This window comes from Arthrobacter sp. E1SS-5 (assembly GCF_057073715.1).
The window spans coordinates 3,869,097-3,889,740 of the sequence record NZ_CP172703.1; the positions used below are offsets into that span (position 1 = coordinate 3,869,097).

Genomic DNA, 20,644 nt, shown 5'->3' on the forward strand with positions numbered 1-20,644 from the left:
GTCCTACTTCCCTTCTGCAGCTGCGCCGGCGTGGTCGCTGAACCAGCCGGTGACCTGCGGGTCGATGTTCTGGTAGATGTGCTTGGCTTCCTGGTATTCGGCCAGGCCGGTGGGGCCCAGCTCGCGGCCCACGCCCGACTGACCGAAGCCGCCCCACTCCGCCTGCGGCAGGTAGGGGTGGAAATCGTTGATCCAGATTGTTCCGTGGCGCAACGCCCGGGCAACGCGCTGGGCCTTCCCGGCATCCTGGGACCAGACGGCGCCCGCGAGGCCGTAGTGCGTGTCGTTGCCGATCTTCACGGCTTCCGCCTCGGTGGTGAAGGTCTCCACGGTGACCACGGGGCCGAAGGCTTCGTCCACCACCACGGACGTGCCACTCTTCACCTGGTCAAGGACGGTGGGCAGGTAGTAGAAGCCCTTTTCCAGCTCGCCTTCACCCCACTTGCCGCCGCAGCGCAGGCGGGCACCTTCAGCAATGCCCTTCTCCACGTAGGCGGTGACCTTGTCCCGGTGGACGGCGGAAATCAGCGGGCCGGTTTCGGCCTCGGGATCGAATGGGCCGCCCAGCCGGATCTGTTCGGCACGGCGGACCAGTTCAGCCACGAATTTCTCCGCGATGGACTCCTCAACGATCAGGCGGGCACCTGCCGAGCACACCTGGCCCGAGTGCACGAACGCTGCGTTGAGCGCGTTGTCCAGGGCGGCGTCGAAATCGGCGTCCGCGAAGACGATGTTGGGGTTCTTGCCGCCGAGTTCCAGCGCCACCTTCTTGACGGTTCCGGCAGCCGATGCCGCGATGGTCTTTCCGGTTTCCAGGCCGCCGGTGAAGGACACCAGGTCGACGTCCGGATGGCCGGACAGGACCGGGCCCACCACCTTGCCGTCGCCCAGGACCAGGTTGGCGACGCCGTCGGGCAAACCCGCCTCCTGGAGGAGCTCCATCATCAGGATGGAGGTGTGCGGCGTCAGTTCGCTGGGCTTGAGGACGAAGCTGCAACCAGCAGCCAGGGCCGGTGCGATCTTCCAGGCGGCCTGCAGCAGCGGGTAGTTCCACGGGGCGATCAGGGAGCACACGCCCACGGGTTCGTACTCGATCCGGCTAACCACGGTGGGACTGCCTGCATCCACCACCCGACCGGAGTCCTGGCCAGCCAGCTTGCCGAAATACTCGAAGCAGTTGGCGATGTCGTCCATGTCGATTTCGCTCTCCACCAGGCGCTTGCCTGTGTCCAGCGTCTCGGCCCGGGCAAAGTCGTCCTTGCGCCCACGCAGCCGGTTGGCGACCTGGAGCAGGAAGGAACCCCGCTCCAGCGCCGATTTCCCGGCCCACTCGCCCCGGTCGAAGGCTGCCCGCGCAGCCGCGACGGCGCGCTCGGCGTCCGCCGCCGTGGCTTCCGCGACAGAGCCAACCAGCTTCCCGTCCGCAGGGCAGTGGATGTCCCGGGTGCCGCCGTCGGACGCTGCCGTCCAGCTGCCGCCGATGAAAAGCGTAGACGTGCTCACTTAGTTTCCTCCTGCATGTCGAAGTCAGATTCCCAATTGTCTTTTGCCACCTGGTCCTCCACGAGGAGGGTGACCCCGGGTGCTGCACGGTTCAGGTGCAGGAACTCCAGGTGTTGCTCGTAGTGGTCCAGGACGTCCGTAATGACCTGTTCCTTGGTGTAGCCCATGAGGTCGTAGCCGTGGCTGCCCTCAAGGGAAAACACCTCCATCCGGTAATAGTGGTCATCCGGGTCGGCGCGCCGGGTGGCGTAGCTGGGCGTCTCGTACTGGACCGGGTAGATCTGGTACTTGAAGGCCCGCTCCTCCCCCATGGCCAGCTGCAGGTCGATGCTCGGGATCCCGCAGGCCTCCACTGTGGAGATGGTCAGCGTGGTTTCGGCGCCCTGTTCGCGCAGCTCCGCCTCCACCTCCTGCAGCGCCGGGATGGCCACTGTTTCGGCAAAGCGGGTGGTCTGCTTCCTGCCGGGGTAGCTCATGGCGCGGGAGAGCCGCTGGCGCCAAGTCCGGCCGGCACGCTGGTCCGCAGCGCGGCCGGTGATGATGCCCGGAAGGCTGGCGCGGTAGCTGTCATTGAGCGAGTTCTCCACGCGGAGGGCTTTATAGAGGCCCAGCATGATCAGTACCAGCAGCAGCGACAACGGCAGGCCCATGACGATGGTGGCGTTCTGCAGCGTGGTCACCCCGCCCACGGTCAGCATGGCCAGGGTCAGCAGCCCCGTGGCAACGGCCCAGAACACGCGCATCCATTCCGGGCCGTCCGAGTCAGCGTCCTTCAGGTGCGACGTGAAGTTCGACATGACCAGCGCGCCGGAGTCCGCGGACGTGACGTAGAACAGGAGCCCGGTAAAGGTGGCCACCGCTGCGGTGACGGGCACGGCCGGGTACTGCGCCAGCAGGCTGTAGAAGCCGCGCTCCGGGTAGTTCATGGCCGTCTCGCCGAATGCTGCGTTGCCGTTCATGATCAGGTCCAGGCTGGAGTTCCCGAAGATGGAGATCCAGAGCACGATGAAGAGGAACGGAACGGTCATGGTGCCCAGAACGAACTGCCGGATGGTGCGGCCGCGGGAAATCCGGGCCAGGAACAGGCCGACGTAGGGGGCCCAGGCGATCCACCAGGCCCAGAAAAACAGGGTCCAGGCGTTCATCCAGTCCGTGGGCCGGTCATAGGCGAAGGTATCCAGGGTCATGGCGGGGAACCGGCTCATGACGTCGCCGATGTTCTGGATGATTCCATCCAGCAGGAAGTTGGTCTTGCCGGTCACCAGGATGAACAGCATCAGGACCACGGCCAGTACCACGTTCAGTTCCGAGAGCCGGCGGATGCCCTTTTCAACGCCGGACACCACGGAGACCGTTGCCATCACCACGGAGAGCACAATCAGGCCGATCTGCACGGCCAGGTTCTCTGGGATGCCGAACATGAAGTTCAGGCCGTAGTTGAGCTGCACGACGCCGATGCCCAGCGAGGTGGCGATGCCGAAGATGGTGCCAAGCAGGGCTGCGATATCCACAGCGTGCCCCATAGGCCCTTCGATCTTCTTGCCGAAGATCGGATACAGCGCCGAGCGGATGCTCAGCGGAAGGTTGTGGCGGTAGGAGAAGTAGCCGAGCGCCAGGCCCATCAGGGCGTACAGGGCCCAGCCGGTGATGCCGTAGTGGAAGAGCGTCCACACCAGGGCCTGCCTGGCAGCCTCGGCTGTCCCGCCTTCGCCCTGCGGGGGCGCCAGGTACTGGCTGACGGGTTCGGACACGGAGAAGAACATCAGGTCGATGCCGATGCCGGCAGCGAAAAGCATGGCAGCCCAGGTGAACATCCCGAACTGGGGCTTGGAGTGGTCCGGTCCCAGCTTGGTCTTGCCAACCCGGGACAGGGCCGCAATGAGGACGAAGATGACCACTGCGGTGACGATCAGGAAGTAGTACCAGCCCATGTTGGTGGACACCCAGCCCACCATGGCGCCGATGACGGCGTCGGCATTGTCCTTGGCGATCATGGCCCATAGGGCGATGCCTACCACTCCAATTGCGGAGCCGAGGAACACTGTCTTGTTGACCCGGGTTTTGGCCTCCGGGGCGGAGGTCGCCTGGTGGCGCTCATCGCTGGCGGGCGGCTTGCGCTTCTCTTTTTCAATCTCTGCTGGATTTGCGGGTGGTGCTGCTTTCTGGCTCATTGGATCCCATTTCAGTTTTGAGGCTGCGGTCCTGACGCCGGGTTTACATGCTTGGTATTGCACGGGGAAGAGCACTCAGCCGGCGTCGTGAAGAGTCTGGCTTGGCTTTCGACGCTAGCAACCTCTTTTGGGAAGAGCCCACTTTTATGAAACTCCTCACTACTGCTCCCCTCAACCCCTTCCGGTTTCAAACGACAAGAGATTTCACTCAAAGAAAGAAAGAGCGATGGCTTCGTGTTTGGTCGCAATGGGTAAGGGTTAACCGTCCCTGCACCACAGTCCGCCACACCCCAAGGAGCCTTATGCCTGCCATCGTGCATTTCGAAGTCCAGATCGACCCCGCCCGCCGGGACGACGCCGCCGCATACCTGTCTGATACCCTCGCCGCCACCCGCGCCTGGCCCGGCAACCAGGGCATCGAAGCGCTGGTGGACGACGCGGACCCGTGCCACATCCTGGTTGTGGAAACCTGGGCCACCGCGCAGGACCATGCCGATTACGCCGCCTGGCGGCAAACACCCGAAGGGCGGCACAGGCTCGGCGAGGTCCTCGCCGCGGCGCCGTCAAAGCAGGTCTACTCCGAAACCATGCCTCTTGACCTGTAGCCCGTCCCTAGACTGAAGCCCATGGACTCACTTCTCTACGACCTGCCGGCCCTGACCATCCGCAGCATCTCCGTCAGCGGGATGGACAACAACGTGTACCTGCTGACGGAGAAGGAGAGCGGCGCACAGTTGCTGATTGACGCCGCTGACGACCTTCCCGCAATCCAGCAACTGCTGGCGGATGGGGCCGCGGACACGTCCGTAGCCCCGCGGCTGGAGTGGATCGCCACCACGCACCAGCACTGGGACCACGTCCGGGCACTGAAGGAACTGGTGGCCGCCACGGGCACCCCCACCGCCGCAGGAACGGACGACGCCGATGCGTTGCCGGTGGCGGTGGACCGGCGGCTTGGCCACGGGGACAAGGTGGCCGTGGGCGGCTTCGAGTTGACGGCAGTCCACCTGCGCGGCCACACGCCCGGTTCCATTGCCTTTGTGTACCAGGATCCGGAAGGGCCGGCGCACATCTTTTCGGGTGACTCGCTGTTTCCGGGCGGGGTGGGCAATACGGACAAGGACCCTAAACGGTTCAACCAGCTCCTGTCCGACGTCACGGAGCGCCTGTTCGGCGCCTACCCGGACGCCGCCGTCGTCCATCCCGGCCACGGCAAGCCCACCACCTTGGGTGCCGAGCGCCCGCACCTGGAAGAGTGGCGCGCCAGGGGTTGGTAGTGATTAGCCGGCTGCCGCCACTTCCCACGACGAAAGGTTCCGCCAAACAGATGAAGGACATTGCCGTAGGTATTGACCGCCAGGACAGCGGGCGGCTGGACCAGGAGCTGACGCCGAACTCCGCCGCGCGTCACCGGCGAATGGTCCTTGCAGGAACGCTGGCCACGGCCGGGATAGCCATCGCGGTCCTCGTCTGGGCCAAGTGGTACCCCTACGCCCTCAAGATCCCTGCAGTGGCGGGCAGCCACTCATTGGGCAACTCCATCCTGTCCGGCAAGGCAAGTGCGCCGCCTGCCCCCTCGTGGAACGCAGCCATCGAGTACAGCCTGGGTTACGTCGGGTCTATCTGGCAGGCGCTCGTGGCCGGGCTGCTCGTGGCTGCCGCGGTGGAGGCGTTTCTTCCGGCGCGCCGGTTGCTCGCGCTGTTTCAGGCCAGGCGTGGCCCGGCGGCGAGCACGGTCTGCGGCGGACTCCTGTCAATGTCGTCCATGATGTGCACGTGCTGCGCAGCCCCCGTCGCGTTGAACGTCCGCCGCAGAGGGGTCCCGGTCAGCTCCGCGCTCGCTTACTGGCTGGGCAACCCCGTGCTCAATCCGGCAGCCCTGGCATTCATGGCCTTTGTGCTCCCCTGGCAGTTCGTCGCCGTCCGCGTGGGCACCGGCGTGATCCTGGTCTTTGGCGTCACGCTGCTGGTGAGCCGCCTGGCAAAAGGGACCAGCGTGGCCGAACCGGTGGAAGAGCCCGCGGAAACCGAGACTGCCGCGGGCGCTGTCCGCAGGTTCACCAAGGCCCTGGCCCGGTTGTCGGTGCGCCTCCTGCCGGAGTATGCGGTGGTTGTGATGCTCCTGGGCGCCTTCCGTGGCTGGCTGTTCCCGGAAGCCGGCACGCTCGCGTCGTGGGGCGTGCTCGCAGCCGTTGTGCTCGCCGTCGTCGGAACCCTGTTCGTGATCCCCACCGCCGCGGAGATCCCCATCATCGGCGCGCTGATGGCCGCTGGAGTGGGAATGGTTCCCCTGGGGGCACTGGTGCTGACCCTGCCCGCCCTGAGCCTGCCGTCGATGCTCATGGTCCGTGGGGCCTTCCCCGGCAGGGTGATCGCAGCCACGGGGGCTGCGGTCATGGGACTGGGCCTGGTGGGCGCGGTCGCCATGGCGGCGCTGACCTGAGCAGGCCCGCGGCTCGCAGCCGCGGCCACCCGTCCCGGCTGCTAATCGGTTAAACGCATCGAGTGCTCCGATAACGTCGTTTTGAACCTTCTAAACGACGTTATCGGAGCACCCGATGGGCCAGGCGGGACCCACGCCGGCAGGGTTCCCTGGCCGAGCTTGCGAGGCGAGGGAGCCGGTGGGGACTACCGTCCGCGGCGCTCGTTCGAGGCCGGGGCGGATGCGCGGCGCGGGCCGCTGCGGGCCGGACGGCCTGAACCGCCGTTGCCGCCGTTGCCCGAGCCGAACGAACCGCCGGAGGTGCCTCCGGTGTTGGATGACCAGACGGCCTTGCTGCCGCCGGTTGCTGCTGCGCGCTGTCCGGTCGCCGGGCGACCACTGCGCTGGCCGCCGCCGGTTGCCGGCCGTCCGCCGGAGGCGCCGCGTCCACCGGAGGCGGGACGGCCCGTGCCGCCGCGGGGAGCCTCGCTGCGGGTGATCCGGGAATCGCTGCGGCCCTCAGCTGCACGTCCGTTCGATCCGCGGCCGGCCGATGAGCGGCCACCTGCTGCGGGAACGTCATTGCGGTGCGTGGAGGCCGTGCCGCGGCCGCGGGCGTTGCGGCGGGCAGCTGCTGCGGCTATTGCGCGGTCCTCGTTCTGCTCGGCGTTGCGGTCGAAGGCTGCCCGGGCCTCGGTGCGGCCTTCGAAGGCTGCGGCGCGGCGCTCGGCGCGGGGTACATCGGTACGAACGGCCTCGGCTGCAACCTTGCCGCGTCCGCCACGGCCACCACGGCCGCCGGCGGTGGGGGCTGCCTGGCGGCGTGCACGCTTGCGCTCGGCGTTGGCTCCGGTGGAGGTGCCGCCGCCCTGCTTGGGGGCCTTGGCGGCCAGCAGTGCCGCGCGGGTCCGCGGGTCCACCTTTTCGGCGATGTCACCGACGAGTTCGGCCACGATGGGCGAGTTGGCGGTGACGCGTTCGAAGCTGACGTCCACGCCTGCGGCCTTCATGAGCTTCTTCACGTCCGTCTGCTGCTCGGGCAGGGTCAGGGTGACCACGGTGCCGTCCGAACCGGCACGCGCGGTGCGGCCGGAGCGGTGCAGGTATGCCTTGTGCTCGGTGGGCGGATCCACGTGGATGACCAGTTCGACGTCGTCAACGTGCACGCCACGGGCTGCGACGTCGGTGGCCACCAGGACGCGGACGTCACCGTTGGAGAACTCGGCCAGGTTGCGGTCCCGGGCGTTCTGCGAGAGGTTGCCGTGCAGGTCGACGGCGGGGATACCGGCATCCGTCAGGGTCTTGGCCAGCTTGCGGGCGTGGTGCTTGGTCCGCATGAACAGGACGCGGCGGCCGGCGCCGGAGGCGAGCTCCACGATCAGCTGCTTCTTGACGGTCTGGTCGTTGACCACCAGCACGTGGTGCTCCATGGTGGTCACCGCTGCCTGCGGATCATCCACCGAGTGCGTAAGCGGGTTGGACAGGTAGCGCTGGACGATCTTGTCCACGCCGTTGTCCAGGGTGGCGGAGAACAGCAGCCGCTGGCCCTGGCTGGGGGTCATGTCCATGAGCTTCTTGACCACGGGCAGGAAGCCGAGGTCGGCCATGTGGTCGGCCTCGTCCAGGACGGTGATTTCCACGGCCTCAAGCGTGAGGATGCGCTGGCGGATCAGATCCTCCAAGCGGCCGGGGCAGGCGATGACGATGTCGACGCCCGCTCGCAGCGCCTTTTCCTGGCGTGCCTGCGAGATGCCGCCGTAGATCACGGTGGTGTTCAGACCGGCGGCCTTGGCCAGCGGCTCGATGGTGGCGTTGATCTGGGTTGCCAGTTCACGGGTGGGTGCCAGGACCAGGCCCATGGGGCGGCCGGGCTTGCGGAAGTGCTTGGCTTCCCGCTCAGCGAGTCTTGCTACAAGCGGGATGGCGAAAGCGATGGTTTTACCGGATCCGGTCCGGCCGCGGCCCAGGACATCGTGACCGGACAGCGTATCCGGAAGGGTCTTGACCTGGATGGGGAACGGTTCAACGATTCCCTGCGCGGAAAGGGTGTCTGCAAGGGCCTTGGGAGTACCGAGGGCAGCAAAAGTAGTCATGTAGTTTTTACGGTCTTTCTGGCGGTATCCGGGCGGATATCGGCCCCCGATGCCGGTTGGACCAGGGGTTTCGCCGAAGAAAAGTCAGGTGATCAACCGGGCGCTGTAAATAAGGACAGCCGGCCGGGACCAAATGGAACGCGTTCATCGACGCAGGATGTGCCTCTCACATGAAGAAAGCCCACTCCCTGGAAAGGATCTCCAGACGCGGAGCAGGCGGGCATCACTGCACATCAAGTTCCCCCAGTCTAGCATCCCGACGCCCGGCACCCTTCCGCGCCGTTGCCATGGGAGGCCCGGCGGGGCAGTGTTGACGCATGAACGAACACCCGGAGCAGCACCAGGACAGGCACCAGCAGGAAGCGCACGGAAATCAGGCGCACGACGGCGGCGGCGCACCGGAGGCGGCCGGCGGCAGCATTGATGCCGCATCCGTTTGGGACGAGCGATACCGCACCAAGGCACGGCTCTGGAGCGGGAAGCCCAACCCGCAGCTGGTCCGTGAAGCCGGCGGCCTGCGCCCTGGAAAGGCGCTGGAACTGGGCTGCGGCGAAGGTGCCGACGCCATCTGGCTTGCCCAGCAGGGCTGGTCCGTGACCGCCGTCGACGTTTCCGCCGTTGCCCTGGAAAGGGCGCATTCGCACGAGCTGGCCGAACTCGCCCGGGAAAGCGTACAGGCGTCCAACGGTGCGATCGAAAGCCGGATCACCTGGCAGCTGGCGGACCTGACGCAGTGGCAGCCGGAAGCTTCCTACGACCTGGTGACGTCGCAGTTCCTGCACTCGCAGGAGCTCGACTGGCGGGTTCCCCTGCGGACCGCCGCAGGAGCGGTCAAGCCGGGCGGGACCCTGCTGGTGGTTGGCCACCACCCGGACCGGCTGCCGCCCTGGGGCCCCGCGCACCACCACGCGGGCATGTTCTACACCGGGGACGAGCTGGTGCAGGAGCTCGGGCTGGACCGGCGTGATTCCAAAGGCCGCCCGGAGTGGCAGCTGGAGGTCCTTACGTCACGGGAACGGCCCGTGACCGGGCCGGAGGGGCAGGAAGCGGTCATCGCCGACGTCGTGTTGCGCGCAACCCGGCTCGCCTGACCGTCCCGTTCCCCCGTACTGGTGGTTCAGCGCGTCCGGCCGGTAACCCGGGGCGCTACCAGCGCGGCGCCGACTGCAATGGCCGCGGTGAAGGCGAAGACGCCCGCGAAGGACTGGACCGCCGTCGTAAATGCCGCAAAGACTATCCCCGTGGTGGCCAGCGACAGCGCACCGCCCAGGGAGTCGGAAATGGACATGGCGGAGCTGTTGAAGCCCTCGTTTTCCTTGGTGGAGAGCGCCAGGGTCATCACACTCAGGCGCGGGTAGAGCAGGCCCATGCCACCGCCGGCCAGGACCCAGCCCGCGATGGCGATGGCGGCCGGCCAGTGCAGCGCCGTGGTGGCGAGGGCCAGGAGCACCGCTGCGAGGACCATCAGGGCGCCGGCCTGCGCCGCGCTTTGGTGCGGCAGCCGGGAACCCAGCCTGCCCTGGATCGCCGCAGCGCCGGCCCAGGCCAGCGCTCCCCCGGTCAGCGTCAGGCCGGCCAGGGTGGGCGGGAACGCGTACTGGTCGATCAGCAGGTAGGGAAGGTAAACCTCCGCACCAAAGAACGACGCCGAAGCCAGCCCGCGTGCCAGGATCACGCTGGGCAATCCACGCCGCGCGGCCAGGGTACCGCGGGGCACCAGGGGCCGGACGGCCACCAGGGCAAGGACGACGGCGGCCGAGGCCAGGAGTGCCGTGGCGGCGGGAAACGAGGGGACGCTGGCGTCGGCTGAGAGGTTGAGGCCCAGCACCGCGAGCGCTGCCAGCGCCGCCCACCCCAGCCGGCCGAGGGCCCACGGCGGAACGGGTTGACCTGGCTGGCCTGCGGCTTCCGGTTGGCTGGTCCCTTGGGGCTGAACGGACTCCTGGGGCTCGTCCAGGCTGCGGAGTACCGGCACGATCATCGCCAGCGCGGGAATGACCAGGCCCACCACGCCCAGGAACACCCAGTGCCAGCTGACAACCTGGGCCACCACACCGGCGGCGAACGGTCCCACCAATGAGGGGACCACCCATGCAGCGGAGAACGCGGCGAAGATCCGCGGGTGCAGCGGGCCGGGAAAGAACCGCGCCACCAGCACATAGAGCGATACAGTCAGGGCTCCGCCGCCGAGCCCCTGGACCAGGCGGCCCGCGACGAGCATCGGCATCGACACCGAGCTGCCCGCAATCAGGAGCCCCAGCACGAACAGCGACACAGAGGCGTACAACGGCATGGCCGGCCCGCGCCGGTCGGACCAGTTGCCGGCTCCCACCATGCCGATCACGCCGGTTGCCAGCGGCCCGGCGAAGGCCAGGGCGTAGAGGCTGCCGCCGTTCAGCTCCCGGCTGACCAGCGGCATGATGGTGGTAACGGCCAGGGACTCGAAAGCGGCAAGGAACACCAGGGCGCACGTGCCGATGGTCACCAAGAGGTACGGGGGCCGGAAGATCCCCGTGGCCGGATGGGCGGCCGGAAGGGTGGAGTCCCGCACGGCAGGTCCTACCCCACGAACCGGTTCCGGCCCGAGCGGTAGCCGAAGACCGCCGCGAGCATGCCCACCACCATGAACAGGATGCCGGCAGGCACGAAGGACCCGGTGGCCTGGTGCAGCTGGCCCACCATGAGCGTCCCGGTAGAGCCCACCCCGTAGCCCACACCCTGCATCATGCCGGAGAGGTGGGCGGCCGTGTGCCCGTCGCGGGTGCGGAGCATGATCAGGGTCAACGCCGCGGCGGTGAGGCTTCCCTGACCCAGCCCCAGCAGCCCGGCCCACACCCAGATGAGGTTGAGCGGACCCAGGATGCTCAACACAAATCCGCCGCCGGTCATCAGCGCCACCACCGTGTTAAGGGCCCGCTGGTCCCGGAACCTGGCGGCCAGGGCAGGGGCGAACAGCGAGCCCAGCATCTGCAGCACAATGCAGACGGCAACAATCAGCCCTGCGGTGGCGCCATCCACGCCCCTCTCACGAAGGATGGGCGCCAGCCAGGCGAAGCCACTGAAGGACATCATGGCCTGCAGCACCATAAAGATGGTCACCTGCCAGGCGACCGGAGAGCGCCACACGTTCACGCCGTCCCGCACCGCCTGGTGCCGGACAGTTCCCTGCCGCACGGCGACGGGCAGGAACAGCACAAGCACGACGGCGGCGGGCAGCGCCCACACCCACAGCGCCTTGGTCCACTCCCCCGTCGCCGTGTAGACCGGGTAGGTGAACCCGGCTCCCAGCGCGGCGGACGCACAGATGGCGGTGGTGTAGAGGCCGCCCATGAGGCCCAGCCGGTGGGGAAAGTCGCGCTTCACCAGGCCTGGGAGCAGTACGTTGCACAGGGCGATCGCCGCGCCGCAGGCAGCCGTACCAACCAGGAGGGCAGGCAGGTGGCCGGCGCCGCCCGTCCCTGCCCCGGTGTCCACGGGCCGCAGCAGCAGCCCCGCGGTCAGCAATGCCATGGCCCCCAGCAGCACCCGTTCAGCCCCGAACCTGCGGGCCAGGACCGGGGCGAGCGGTGCGAATACGCCGAGCAGCGTCACGGGGACCGTGGTCAGCACCACCACGGACCAGCCCGGCAGGGCGGCCTGGGACGTCACTTCCGGAAGGACTGCGGAGAGGCTGGAAAAGACGCTGCGCAGGTTCAGGCCGATCAGGACCAGGCACACCCCCAGGTAAGCCAGGGCCCGGCGGCTGCCCACCCGGGTGGGTTCCGCCGCGGGGAGTTCATCGATTTCTGCGTCCACCAGGGTGCTGAGGTCCACCAGGCTGCTGCCGGTACGGGTCCCGCCCTGGGAGTCCCCGGAGTCTGTCCTTCGCCGCTGCTTCCTTGCCTCGGCATCCATCGCGTCCTTCATGGGCCCATTCTTGCAGGAGACCGCAGATGCGGGTTTTCCACATAGAGGAAAAGGAGGCTTCTGGCCTTCCCTGCAACTTCATAGGTTGAAAGCAGCCGCGGCCGCGCACCTGGCTGCATCAACCGACGGGAGCACCATGGAAAAAACGCCAAGACCGGAAGCCAGCCCGGCACGCGTAGAAAGTGCGGGCACCGGAGCCGGCAACAATGGGCCGGGCAACAATGGGCCCGGAAACGGAGGACCAGCCAATGCGGGAGCCAACAGCAAAGCCACCAACAGCCTGGTCCTGGCGATCCTTGCACCGGCAAGCATGATCCTCACCGCGCCTGCTTCCATGTTCGCCATGTTGATGACCTACTCGGACAACGGCCATTCCGACAGGCCGTGGGTGACGCCCTTCGTGCTGTTCAGCCTGCCGGTGCTTTTCGCCTCGCTCGGTCTCCGCCAGGCCCTCCCAGCCCTGAAACAGTTGCCACGCGGATCAGGAAGTCGGTCCGCGGCGGCTGTTGCCCTTTGTATCTGCGGTCTGGTGTTCGCCCTTGCCCTCGGTCCGGTGCTCGACCTCATGGGCGTGTTCTGACCACAAGCATGATCCGGGCACCAAGACGCACCGCCAGTTCCCACAGCGCTATTCTGGAAGGGATGAGCGAATCCCCTGAAAACCCCCAGCAGCCGCATGTCCCAAGACCCGTGACGCCCGGAACCCAGGCCTCCTTTGGCACCTACGGCGGCCGTCCGGTCAGCTTCGTTCGCCGCGGAACCCGGCTGCAGGGCCGGCGGCAGGCCGCCTGGGCTGAGCATGCCGAGCGCTGGGCCGTCGACGTACCGCGGCACGTGGCCAACACCTCGGTCCACCCTGACTACGTCTTCGACGCGGCGGCTGAGTTCGGCCGCGATGCCCCGCTTATCGTCGAGATCGGTTCGGGCCTTGGCGATGCCATCTGCCACGCGGCGGAACAAAACCCGGACACGAACTTCCTGGCCGTGGAGGTCTACACCCCGGGCCTGGCCAACACCATCATCAAGATCAACAGCCGCGGCCTGGACAATGTCCGGGTGGTGGAGGCAAACGCCCCGGAAGTACTGGCCACCATGCTGCCCGAGGGCTCGGTCAGCGAACTGTGGGTCTTCTTCCCTGACCCATGGCACAAGTCGCGGCATCACAAGCGCCGGCTCATCCAGCCTGAGTTCGCCAGCCTGGCGGCACGGGCCCTGAAACCTGGCGGCCTGTTCCGGATCGCCACAGACTGGTCCAACTACGCCGTCCACGTCCGGGACGTGATGGCAGCGTCAACGGACTTCGAGAACCTGCACACCGGCGAACGGCGCGGCCCCGAAAGCCCACTGACCCAGGTGTGGCAGTCCGGCGTTGAATGCGTGGTGGGCGGCGCCCCCGTCCGCGAGGGACGCGCGCCCGTGAGCACGGAACACACCGGGCCCAATGAGGGCGTGGATGAAACGGGCGGCTGGGCCCCCCGCTTCGAGGGCCGGATCAGGACCAGCTTCGAGGCAAAGGCCCACGAAGCCGGCAGGTTGATCTTCGACCTCTGCTACCGCCGGCGCTGACGCCCTGCGGCTGATCCGGGCCGGACGTTCAGCCCACGCTGATGGAGCCCACGATCTCCTTGAGCATGTCCAGCCGGGGTTCTGCCTCCGGGTTCAGGTAGGGCCAGATGACCACTACGCCAATGAACCGCCCGCTTTCCCACACGCCTACCGTCGCTGCCACCTTGGCCGGCCCGGCGTCGTCGTCATATCCAACAACCACGCCGTAGGCAGCCTTGCCGGGCAGGTTCAGCTCGCCCTCCGCCAGGAGGGTCCCGCCCCGGTCCTCAAGGTAGAAGCCCGCCATCAGGTGCGCCCAGCCGTTGGCCTGCGGGGCGTCCTGCACGGAGGTGTCGTCCTTGATCACGGTGACCAGGACGCCGTTCAGCAGGCCGTACTGTTCACTGTTGGGCCCGGCCGTGGAGTCATCCAGGACCTGGGTGTGCTCGGGGAAGTCTGCGGTGAAGCCCAGCGGGGATTCGATGTGCACTGACATGGGTTTCAGAGCCTCTCGAGCTTGGTGTCGTTGGGGACCTTATAGTACGTGGAAACGTTGGTGGTGGCCTGGTTCTCGGTCTTGACCTCCACCTCGCCCAGCTTCACGTCGAAGCCTGCCTCATTCTTGGCAGTCACCACCGAGTTCACCTGGACAGTGGCGGAGCCGGCCTCGTAAAGCCGGGCTGCGTCGCGGGCGGCGCCGGTGTCATTCCCCAGCGCGACGTTGCGCAGGTAGCTGTCAATGATGGGGCGGTTCTCCGGGGAGTAGTCCACGTCGATCTTGACGGTGCCCTGGGTTCCTGCTGTGACAGTGGAATCGAACTTGGCGGCCTCTGTCTTCACACCAGAGGTGACACCCTGCGCCACGGTGCCGTCCATCGACACCGAGACGGAGTCAATGTTGTTGCTCTTGTCCATGTTGACCTGCAGCCCGCCCTTGCCGGACGCCTCGAAGACCCGGCCGTCAAGCTTAAGCTGGCCCTGCGCGGAGATCTCACCGCTGGCTGTGGACGTTCCGTCCGTCAGGTTCCGCTCATAGGCCAGGTCCAGCTTCGCTCCACCGGAGGCCGTGCCGGCCTCACCCTTTGCATCGAGGGAGAAGGTGCCCTTGGCCTTGTCCGTCTGTCCCATGGAGCCGTTGTCCTTGGCAGCGTCATTGATGGTGTCCAGGACGTACCCGGGTGGGTTGCCCGCCACATCCTTGATCTCGCCGATGCTGTCGGGTGGCAGGTCCCGGTACATCTGTTCGCGGGCAGCCATTGCTTCCTCCACGCTGCCGAAGGTGTACTCGCGGGAAACCTCCCCGGTCAGGGTGGCCCCCGCCGTGCCGGTGGTGTCATTCACGCCGAGACCAAGGTTTCCGTACACCTTCATGGTGGCGGAACCGTCGGCGTTCTCCACCACTTCGGTGCCCACTTCAGCACCGCCGTGGACCCAGGCCACCCTGGCTTCGATGGAGGCCTTGCCCGTCTCCGAATAGACCGGGATGTCCGCCTTGGCCAGGTCCTGGAGGTGCTGTTTGGCCAGCTGCTGCGCGGCGGCGGGGATGCCGCCGTCCATGCGCATGAGGTCTTCGGCGAAGGGGCCATCGCTGCCTTCGCCCTCGATCAGGTATCTGCGGTCGGCGTCGGACAGTCCGGCCCACCACTTCGCCTGCTCTTCGGGGCTGGCGTTGAGCATCCGGTCCAGCCCGGACTCCAGTTCCCGGTGGTGTTCCGCCAGCGCCCTGGCGGCTTCGGCCTTCTCCTGGAACCATTCCTTGGCCTGCGCCGCCAGAGAGGTGATCCGGTCCCAGGCGCTGCCGCCGGAGCCGCCGCTGGCCTGGGTGGAAGCCTTCTCCTGCTCGTCCGCGTGCTTCATCAGGATTTTGGAATTTTCCCGGAGGCTGGCGACGACTTTGTCCAGGCTGGGCCGGTGGCTGGCGCTCCACTCCTGGCGGAAGCGTTCACCATCCCTGCCCTTCCACGGCGCGGCCTGGATCTGGCTGTGCAGTGAGCCGGCACGGCTGCTCAGCAGGGACGCTGCTTGGTCCGCCGCTTTGGCCAGCGCCCGCAGCTGGCTTATGTCTGCGCCGTAAAAAGTCATGGTTTCCCCCGGGAAAAGAGTGCGGTACCTGTCAATCGCTGGTCCTTATGGTTGCACAGGTACCGCGACCGGGCGATGGGGATCCCTCCCCATCGCCCCGGCCTCCCCATACCGCGGCACTCCGGCAGCCGGCTATCCCTGGAGCCAGCTGTTCCGGATCCCGGCGGGCATGGGACGATTGGCCTTGTACGAAGGGCACGCACACCAGCGCTCTACCGCGCCTGCTCAAAGGAAAGACGATAAAAGAAGAACTGAAACAGGTGGTCGACAAGGCCGAGGACGTCACGAATTCGCGCATCCTCGAGATCCTGGCCCGTGCCGGGTTCGCGGCCAGCGGCATCCTGCACCTGCTGGTGGGTGCCATTGCGGTCCGGCTGGCCGTGGGCGGAACGGGCAATGCAGACTTCAGCGGCGCGGTGGCCGAGTTGGCAACCATGCCTGTGGGTCCGTTCCTGCTGTGGGGCAGCTTCGCCGCCTGCGCCGCGTTGTCGCTCTGGCAGGCGGGCGATGCGATTTTCGACTTCAACCATCAGGCCACCAAGACAAAGGTCAAGAACAAGGCCAAGGCGGCCCTGCAGGCGGTCGTGTACGCCGTCCTGGCCGTGACCCTTTGGCACTTTGTCACTGGCACCGGAACTGGCGGGGACAACCGAAAGGCCACCAGCGATTTCACCATCGCCATGGTGCAGGCCCCGGGCGGGGTGGCATTGCTCGTGCTGATTGGATTGGCCGTGGCGGCCGCGGGCGTCGCCTATGGCATGCGCGGGCCCAAAAAGTCTTTCGAGAAGCACTTGCGAATGCCGGCCTCCGGACCGGCCAGGACCGCGGTGGTCACCCTGGGCGTTGCGGGTTACCTGGCCAAGGGCCTGGTGCTGCTGCTGACCGGCCTGCTCATCGTGGTTGCCACCATAAAGGAGCATCCGGAGGACTCCACCGGGCTGGACGGCGGCCTGCGTGCCCTCCGGGACCAGCCGATGGGCCCCTATCTGCTGGCCGCGGTGGGCGCCGGCCTGGTCTGCTACGGCGCGTACATGATCATGCGCGCCCGGCTGGCCAAAATGACCAAGTAGCCGGCTGGAGTGTGGTGAGGTGGGGGAATGCCCCAGGTACGTGCCGAACGACTAATCCGCATCGACCCGGAGACCGCATTTGCCTTCTCCCAGACCACCGGGGAGTTCCGCCTCAAGTGGGACCCCTTCATCTCCGCCCAAGGTTTCCTGGACGGGGCGCAGGCACCGGGCAAGGGCGTCCGCACCCGCACCAGGTCCCGCCTGGGCCTGAAGATGGTGAGCCAGTACGTCTCGTACGCGCCTCCCCGGAACGTGGGCATGACCATGGTGTCCGGGCCCTGGTTCTTCACGAACTTTGGTGGCGGCTGGCGTTTCACCGCTGACGACGGCGGCACCCGGGCCGTCTGGAAGTACACCTTTTCATGCCGCCCGGCCTTGCTCCGGCCCATCATGGAACGAATCGGTGCCTGGCTGCTGGGCTACGAGATCGAACGGCGGATTGATGCCTTCGCCCGTGCCTGCGAGGACGAGGCCCTGGTCGCGGAGTTCAAAGCCCTGGGGAACCGGGACCACTCCCCGAGGACCTAGGGAACCGTAATCACCGCCACCGGGTGCTGCGCGCCGTCCCTCAACTCCACGCTGGAGATGCTGCCCAACTGAATGGGCGTTGCGCCCGTGACCTTGACCTTTCCGCTGGGCGTGGCCGTCCAGGCACAGGCCCGGTCTTCCCCGCCGGCGCGGTCGCGCACCCACAGCGAGAGCGTCCCATCCGCCGGCAGGCTGCTGCCGCTGACCGCCAGCTCGGTCCCCCACGTCTTCCGGGCCATGTCAATGTGCACCTGCAGCCCTCCTCCGGACACCACCGAATAGGTGGCATCCGGCTGGGGAGGCCGGGCCAGCAAAGGCCCCACCGCCAGGCCCACGGCCAGGCAGGCAGCGGCGACCGCGCCCACCAGCGCTGCCCATCGCCGTCGTGATGTCCGACGGCGGCGCTCCAGTTCGTCGAAAAGGCGGACCGGGACACCCGGATCAGCCGCCTCGCTGCCGGGGGCGTCGGTAAGGGCCACGGCGTCGGGGACGGGAAGCGCGTCCAAGAGCACGGGCACCTTCTCCAGCACTGCAAGTTCCTTGCGGCAGCCGGCGCAGCCCTGCAAATGCGCCTCGAAGAGGGCAAGGTCGGCGGGCTCCAGGCCGCCCAGCACATAGGCGCCCAGCAGAATGTGCGGATTGGCACTCACCGTTCCACCCCCATTTCGTCCAGGATGGTGCGCAGGGCCCGGAGTGCATAGTACGCGCGGGACTTGACCGTGCCGCTGGGGATGCTGAGCTGGACCGCTGCCTCGTTGACCGTGAAGCGGCGGTAATGCAGGGCCACCAGGACGTCCCGGTGTTCCTTGCTCAGCCGGAGCAGTGCCTCCTCCATCAGCACCCGGTTGAGCAGCTCATCAACGCGGCCCATCACCTCGACCGGATCGGTGGGGCTGCCCTCCAGCGCCTCCGGCGGGCGGCGCCGGCTCCGGCGGTAGTTATCGATCATGATGTTCCTGGCTGTGCGGTACAAGTAACTGCGGAAGCTGCCGTTGACGTCCGGGGCGTGCTGCCAGACGCGGAGCACGGTTTCCTGGACCACGTCCTCCGCGAGCTGCGGATCATGGGTGGCGCTGAGCACGAACCGGCGCAGGGCGCTGCCGTGTTCACGGTAGATGGACTCCACCACGTTGTCGTCGAGCGGCATCCCGGCCCTCCCATCATTGCCCCGGCGCTGCACGGCCCACCTCCCGCACGCGGCCGGCTGTGCGGGAACACCGCGGCAGCCGGCGTTCCTGGCTGTTACCACGTCTGAAGCCCTCCAACGGTTCAACGGCCCCGCTCCACCGCGATGTGAACCATTCTTTACCCGGTGGCGTCGTAGGGGTAGGCGCCTGGATAGGAGACCGGGCGCCGGCCACGACGGCATCTGCCACGAAGATCCCGGCAGGGAACATCACAGCCAAGGAGCACACCATGAAACAACATCTCGGGGCAGGCCTTGCCATCCTTGCCCTGGCCGCAACCCTGAGCGGTTGCGGCAGCAGTGCAGGAACCGGATCGTCCGGGGCGTCGTCTGCCAGCCCGTCCCCAACCTCTTCGTCAGCGTCCGCGTCACCATCCCAGGCGGGCGCCGCCGTCGACCTTAAAACGGCGTCCTCGACGGCAGGCAGCATTGTGGTTGATGCGAAAGGGATGAGCCTCTACTTCTTTACCAAGGACATCAAGGACTCCGGCACCAGCGCCTGCACCGGTTCCTGCCTGGTCTCGTGGCCGCCGCTGACCACCACCTCGGGCAGACCCGCGGCAGAGGGAGTGACCGGAAAACTGGGCACCATCAGCACCGCGGACGGGAAGAAGCAGGTGACCCTGAACGGCATGCCGCTGTACTACTACGCGAAGGACACCAAGCCGGGCGACACCCTTGGCCAGGGCGTGGGCGGTGTGTGGTATTTGTCGGATCCGTCGGGCGCGATGATCAAGGCGGCAGGCCAGGGCTACTAGGCCTGCGGCTGCCGGGCCCGCCTGGTCCTGGACCCAGTGGCCCGGCCTACTTCAGGGGTACGTCCGGGACCTTGCCCGGGAGCGGGATTTCCGTGGGCACCGGAACAGGCAGTTTGGGGCTGCCCTGTTCCAGGCCCTTCTTAACTTCCCCGGGAACATCCGTGGGCAGTGCAGGGCGTGCCGGTGCTCCCGTCGGCGTTTCCGCGGGCGCTCCGTGGGTGGGAGTGTTCCCGGGCCGGGCAGGAGTGCTCGACGGCGCCACGACGGCAGGTGCCGAAGCGGTCGCGGGTGCCGCCGGAATGGAATCCGGGCTGCTGGTTGCCGACGGCCGGGGGGCAACGGGCTTGGGTGCGGGTGCCTGGCCGCTGGTGTTGCCTGCGGGCGTCACGCCGGAGCCTGTCACGAAATTGGTGACGGCATGGTTCAGCTGGGTGAAGGAGTCGCGGAAGCCCTGGTCCGAGGCGGCGGCAACAGCACCGCCGGCCGCGAGCGATGCCGCCACGGACAGCGTGGTGAGCGTGATGCGGCGCTTGGCCTTGCGTCGGGCAGCGAGTTCGTCGGCAGGCTGAGCCGCGCTGGGAAGCACGGTGGTTTCGGCAGCGGCAGCCGCGCGTGGTGAACCTGCCATCAACGCCGCGATTTCGGCGGAGGGCGCCGGGGCCTCTGCTGCGAGGGAACGCAGGTCGGCCAGGGCGTCGCGGAGCTGGCCGTCGTCGCCCATGCCTGCCTCCAGCAGGAGCTGGTCAATGGCCCCGCCGTTGCGGGTTCCTGCGGTGTCACTCATGGTTTGCCTGGTTTCTCTTGAGCGTTTGTGCCTTGAGGTTCTGCAGGGCCCGGCGCTGGAGCTGCTTAATGGCTCCGGCGCTCTTGCCCATGATGGCGGCCACCTGGTCGATGGACAGGTCGGCCACGACGCGAAGGGCCAGGACCTCTTGGTGTTCCTCGCTGAGCCCTTCCAGCATGGCTGCGGCTCCGCCGGTCAGTTCCACGGCGTGGTCTTCGGCCGACGGCGTGGTCCGGCCGTCATGCTGGGGATCGTATGGTGTGAGCTGCGGCCTGCGCTCCAGCCGGCGGTAGTGGTCCACCATGCGGGCGTGGGCAATGGAAAAGATCAGGGACTTGGCTCCCTGCATGCCGCCCGCAAGGTTGCTGATCCTGGGATAGAAGGCCAGGAAGACGTCCTGGGTGACAGCCTCGGGGTCATCCAGTCCACGCGCCTTGAGGTAACCCTGCACCGGGCCCGCGAAGGTTCGATAGGCAGCAGCGAAAAACGCGGCCGGATCGGTTCCGGCTGCGTTGTCGAATATATCGATCTCTTCTTGGGCCAAAGTGTCTAGCACCAGCGGCTCCTCCATCCCGGAACCTGGCCTACGCCTTGCT

The 20,644-nt window shown here is 67.2% G+C and carries 20 protein-coding genes; 9 read left to right on the plus strand and 11 right to left on the minus strand.

The window, feature by feature from the left end; translation table 11 throughout:
• Positions 1 to 3: 3 nt before the first annotated feature.
• A complete protein-coding gene (locus tag ACIGJD_RS18145) occupies positions 4 to 1,503 on the minus strand; it encodes an aldehyde dehydrogenase family protein (RefSeq protein WP_483687391.1) in 1,500 nt (499 codons plus the stop codon).
• Positions 1,500 to 3,674: a choline BCCT transporter BetT gene (betT, locus tag ACIGJD_RS18150; RefSeq protein ID WP_483687392.1), complete on the minus strand. Its 2,175-nt coding sequence runs from the start codon at positions 3,672 to 3,674 to the stop codon at positions 1,500 to 1,502. The genes ACIGJD_RS18145 and betT overlap by 4 nt, the downstream gene beginning before the upstream one ends.
• A 302-nt stretch (positions 3,675 to 3,976) precedes the next feature.
• Here betT and ACIGJD_RS18155 point away from each other — a divergent pair, with 302 nt between their 5' ends.
• Genes ACIGJD_RS18155 through ACIGJD_RS18165 form a run of 3 tightly spaced genes read left to right on the plus strand, consistent with a single transcriptional unit; the run spans position 3,977 to position 6,117 of the window.
• Entirely contained in the window at positions 3,977 to 4,279 is a 303-nt protein-coding gene (locus ACIGJD_RS18155; RefSeq protein ID WP_483687393.1) for a putative quinol monooxygenase, read from the plus strand.
• A 21-nt stretch (positions 4,280 to 4,300) separates the two neighbouring features.
• Positions 4,301 to 4,951: an MBL fold metallo-hydrolase gene (locus ACIGJD_RS18160; RefSeq protein WP_483687394.1), complete on the plus strand. Its 651-nt coding sequence runs from the start codon at positions 4,301 to 4,303 to the stop codon at positions 4,949 to 4,951.
• A 50-nt stretch (positions 4,952 to 5,001) separates the two neighbouring features.
• Complete coding sequence (locus ACIGJD_RS18165; protein ID WP_483687395.1) at positions 5,002 to 6,117, plus strand: permease; 1,116 nt, start codon at positions 5,002 to 5,004, stop codon at positions 6,115 to 6,117.
• A 185-nt stretch (positions 6,118 to 6,302) separates the two neighbouring features.
• On the opposite strand, the gene ACIGJD_RS18170 is transcribed toward ACIGJD_RS18165, so the two are convergent.
• Complete coding sequence (locus ACIGJD_RS18170) at positions 6,303 to 8,189, minus strand: DEAD/DEAH box helicase (protein ID WP_483687396.1); 1,887 nt, start codon at positions 8,187 to 8,189, stop codon at positions 6,303 to 6,305.
• Between the two features lie 317 nt (positions 8,190 to 8,506).
• Between ACIGJD_RS18170 and ACIGJD_RS18175 the strand changes: the two genes are divergently transcribed.
• A complete protein-coding gene (locus ACIGJD_RS18175; protein ID WP_483687397.1) occupies positions 8,507 to 9,280 on the plus strand; it encodes an SAM-dependent methyltransferase in 774 nt (257 codons plus the stop codon).
• Between the two features lie 26 nt (positions 9,281 to 9,306).
• Here ACIGJD_RS18175 and ACIGJD_RS18180 read toward each other — a convergent pair whose 3' ends face one another.
• Together ACIGJD_RS18180 and ACIGJD_RS18185 are read right to left on the minus strand one after the other, a co-directional pair.
• Positions 9,307 to 10,740 carry an MFS transporter gene (locus ACIGJD_RS18180; RefSeq protein WP_483687398.1) on the minus strand — a complete coding sequence of 478 codons (1,434 nt, stop codon included), beginning with the start codon at positions 10,738 to 10,740 and terminating at the stop codon, positions 9,307 to 9,309.
• An 8-nt stretch (positions 10,741 to 10,748) separates the two neighbouring features.
• Positions 10,749 to 12,095: an MFS transporter gene (locus ACIGJD_RS18185; RefSeq protein WP_483687399.1), complete on the minus strand. Its 1,347-nt coding sequence runs from the start codon at positions 12,093 to 12,095 to the stop codon at positions 10,749 to 10,751.
• Positions 12,096 to 12,180: 85 nt separating this feature from the next.
• On the opposite strand from ACIGJD_RS18185, the gene ACIGJD_RS18190 reads away from it, so the two are divergent.
• Positions 12,181 to 12,675 (plus strand): hypothetical protein, encoded by a 495-nt coding sequence (locus ACIGJD_RS18190; RefSeq protein ID WP_483687400.1) that lies wholly within the window; start codon positions 12,181 to 12,183, stop codon positions 12,673 to 12,675.
• A gap of 62 nt (positions 12,676 to 12,737) precedes the next feature.
• Positions 12,738 to 13,661 (plus strand): tRNA (guanosine(46)-N7)-methyltransferase TrmB, encoded by a 924-nt coding sequence (gene trmB / locus ACIGJD_RS18195; protein WP_483687401.1) that lies wholly within the window; start codon positions 12,738 to 12,740, stop codon positions 13,659 to 13,661.
• A 28-nt stretch (positions 13,662 to 13,689) separates the two neighbouring features.
• On the opposite strand, the gene ACIGJD_RS18200 is transcribed toward trmB, so the two are convergent.
• Together ACIGJD_RS18200 and ACIGJD_RS18205 are read right to left on the minus strand one after the other, a co-directional pair.
• Positions 13,690 to 14,136 (minus strand): hypothetical protein, encoded by a 447-nt coding sequence (locus tag ACIGJD_RS18200; RefSeq protein ID WP_483687402.1) that lies wholly within the window; start codon positions 14,134 to 14,136, stop codon positions 13,690 to 13,692.
• Between the two features lie 5 nt (positions 14,137 to 14,141).
• Entirely contained in the window at positions 14,142 to 15,722 is a 1,581-nt protein-coding gene (locus ACIGJD_RS18205) for a fimbrial protein (protein ID WP_483687403.1), read from the minus strand.
• 251 nt (positions 15,723 to 15,973) lie between these two features.
• On the opposite strand from ACIGJD_RS18205, the gene ACIGJD_RS18210 reads away from it, so the two are divergent.
• Both ACIGJD_RS18210 and ACIGJD_RS18215 read left to right on the plus strand, forming a co-directional pair.
• Entirely contained in the window at positions 15,974 to 16,792 is an 819-nt protein-coding gene (locus ACIGJD_RS18210; protein ID WP_483689541.1) for a DUF1206 domain-containing protein, read from the plus strand.
• Between the two features lie 27 nt (positions 16,793 to 16,819).
• The gene (locus ACIGJD_RS18215; protein ID WP_483687404.1) at positions 16,820 to 17,320 is read left to right on the plus strand and encodes an SRPBCC family protein; all 501 of its coding nucleotides are present in this window, start codon (positions 16,820 to 16,822) and stop codon (positions 17,318 to 17,320) included.
• Here ACIGJD_RS18215 and ACIGJD_RS18220 read toward each other — a convergent pair.
• Positions 17,317 to 17,970 (minus strand): anti-sigma factor, encoded by a 654-nt coding sequence (locus tag ACIGJD_RS18220; protein ID WP_483687405.1) that lies wholly within the window; start codon positions 17,968 to 17,970, stop codon positions 17,317 to 17,319. The genes ACIGJD_RS18215 and ACIGJD_RS18220 overlap by 4 nt on opposite strands.
• A complete protein-coding gene (locus ACIGJD_RS18225) occupies positions 17,967 to 18,467 on the minus strand; it encodes a sigma-70 family RNA polymerase sigma factor (RefSeq protein WP_483687406.1) in 501 nt (166 codons plus the stop codon). Before ACIGJD_RS18225 ends, ACIGJD_RS18220 begins: the two co-directional genes overlap by 4 nt.
• A 269-nt stretch (positions 18,468 to 18,736) precedes the next feature.
• On the opposite strand from ACIGJD_RS18225, the gene ACIGJD_RS18230 reads away from it, so the two are divergent.
• Positions 18,737 to 19,264 carry a COG4315 family predicted lipoprotein gene (locus ACIGJD_RS18230; RefSeq protein WP_483687407.1) on the plus strand — a complete coding sequence of 176 codons (528 nt, stop codon included), beginning with the start codon at positions 18,737 to 18,739 and terminating at the stop codon, positions 19,262 to 19,264.
• Between the two features lie 46 nt (positions 19,265 to 19,310).
• On the opposite strand, the gene ACIGJD_RS18235 is transcribed toward ACIGJD_RS18230, so the two are convergent.
• Both ACIGJD_RS18235 and ACIGJD_RS18240 read right to left on the minus strand, forming a co-directional pair.
• Positions 19,311 to 20,048, minus strand: a complete 738-nt coding sequence (locus ACIGJD_RS18235; RefSeq protein ID WP_483687408.1) for a hypothetical protein — start codon at positions 20,046 to 20,048, stop codon at positions 19,311 to 19,313.
• Entirely contained in the window at positions 20,041 to 20,619 is a 579-nt protein-coding gene (locus tag ACIGJD_RS18240) for an RNA polymerase sigma factor (protein ID WP_483687409.1), read from the minus strand. Before ACIGJD_RS18240 ends, ACIGJD_RS18235 begins: the two co-directional genes overlap by 8 nt.
• Positions 20,620 to 20,644 lie beyond the last annotated feature (25 nt).

Excerpts from the sequence above, each read along its gene's own strand:
- ACIGJD_RS18240 (WP_483687409.1), bottom strand. The coding sequence starts at position 20,619 with ATGGAGGAGCCGCTGGTGCTAGACACTTTGGCCCAAGAAGAGATCGAT.
- ACIGJD_RS18160 (WP_483687394.1), top strand. The coding sequence starts at position 4,301 with ATGGACTCACTTCTCTACGACCTGCCGGCCCTGACCATCCGCAGCATC.
- ACIGJD_RS18155 (WP_483687393.1), top strand. The coding sequence starts at position 3,977 with ATGCCTGCCATCGTGCATTTCGAAGTCCAGATCGACCCCGCCCGCCGG.
- ACIGJD_RS18235 (WP_483687408.1), bottom strand. The coding sequence starts at position 20,048 with ATGAGTGACACCGCAGGAACCCGCAACGGCGGGGCCATTGACCAGCTC.
- ACIGJD_RS18230 (WP_483687407.1), top strand. The coding sequence starts at position 18,737 with ATGAAACAACATCTCGGGGCAGGCCTTGCCATCCTTGCCCTGGCCGCA.
- ACIGJD_RS18175 (WP_483687397.1), top strand. The coding sequence starts at position 8,507 with ATGAACGAACACCCGGAGCAGCACCAGGACAGGCACCAGCAGGAAGCG.
- ACIGJD_RS18185 (WP_483687399.1), bottom strand. The coding sequence starts at position 12,095 with ATGAAGGACGCGATGGATGCCGAGGCAAGGAAGCAGCGGCGAAGGACA.
- ACIGJD_RS18215 (WP_483687404.1), top strand. The coding sequence starts at position 16,820 with ATGCCCCAGGTACGTGCCGAACGACTAATCCGCATCGACCCGGAGACC.
- trmB (WP_483687401.1), top strand. The coding sequence starts at position 12,738 with ATGAGCGAATCCCCTGAAAACCCCCAGCAGCCGCATGTCCCAAGACCC.
- ACIGJD_RS18200 (WP_483687402.1), bottom strand. The coding sequence starts at position 14,136 with ATGTCAGTGCACATCGAATCCCCGCTGGGCTTCACCGCAGACTTCCCC.
- betT (WP_483687392.1), bottom strand. The coding sequence starts at position 3,674 with ATGAGCCAGAAAGCAGCACCACCCGCAAATCCAGCAGAGATTGAAAAA.
- ACIGJD_RS18225 (WP_483687406.1), bottom strand. The coding sequence starts at position 18,467 with ATGCCGCTCGACGACAACGTGGTGGAGTCCATCTACCGTGAACACGGC.
- ACIGJD_RS18165 (WP_483687395.1), top strand. The coding sequence starts at position 5,002 with ATGAAGGACATTGCCGTAGGTATTGACCGCCAGGACAGCGGGCGGCTG.
- ACIGJD_RS18170 (WP_483687396.1), bottom strand. The coding sequence starts at position 8,189 with ATGACTACTTTTGCTGCCCTCGGTACTCCCAAGGCCCTTGCAGACACC.
- ACIGJD_RS18205 (WP_483687403.1), bottom strand. The coding sequence starts at position 15,722 with ATGACTTTTTACGGCGCAGACATAAGCCAGCTGCGGGCGCTGGCCAAA.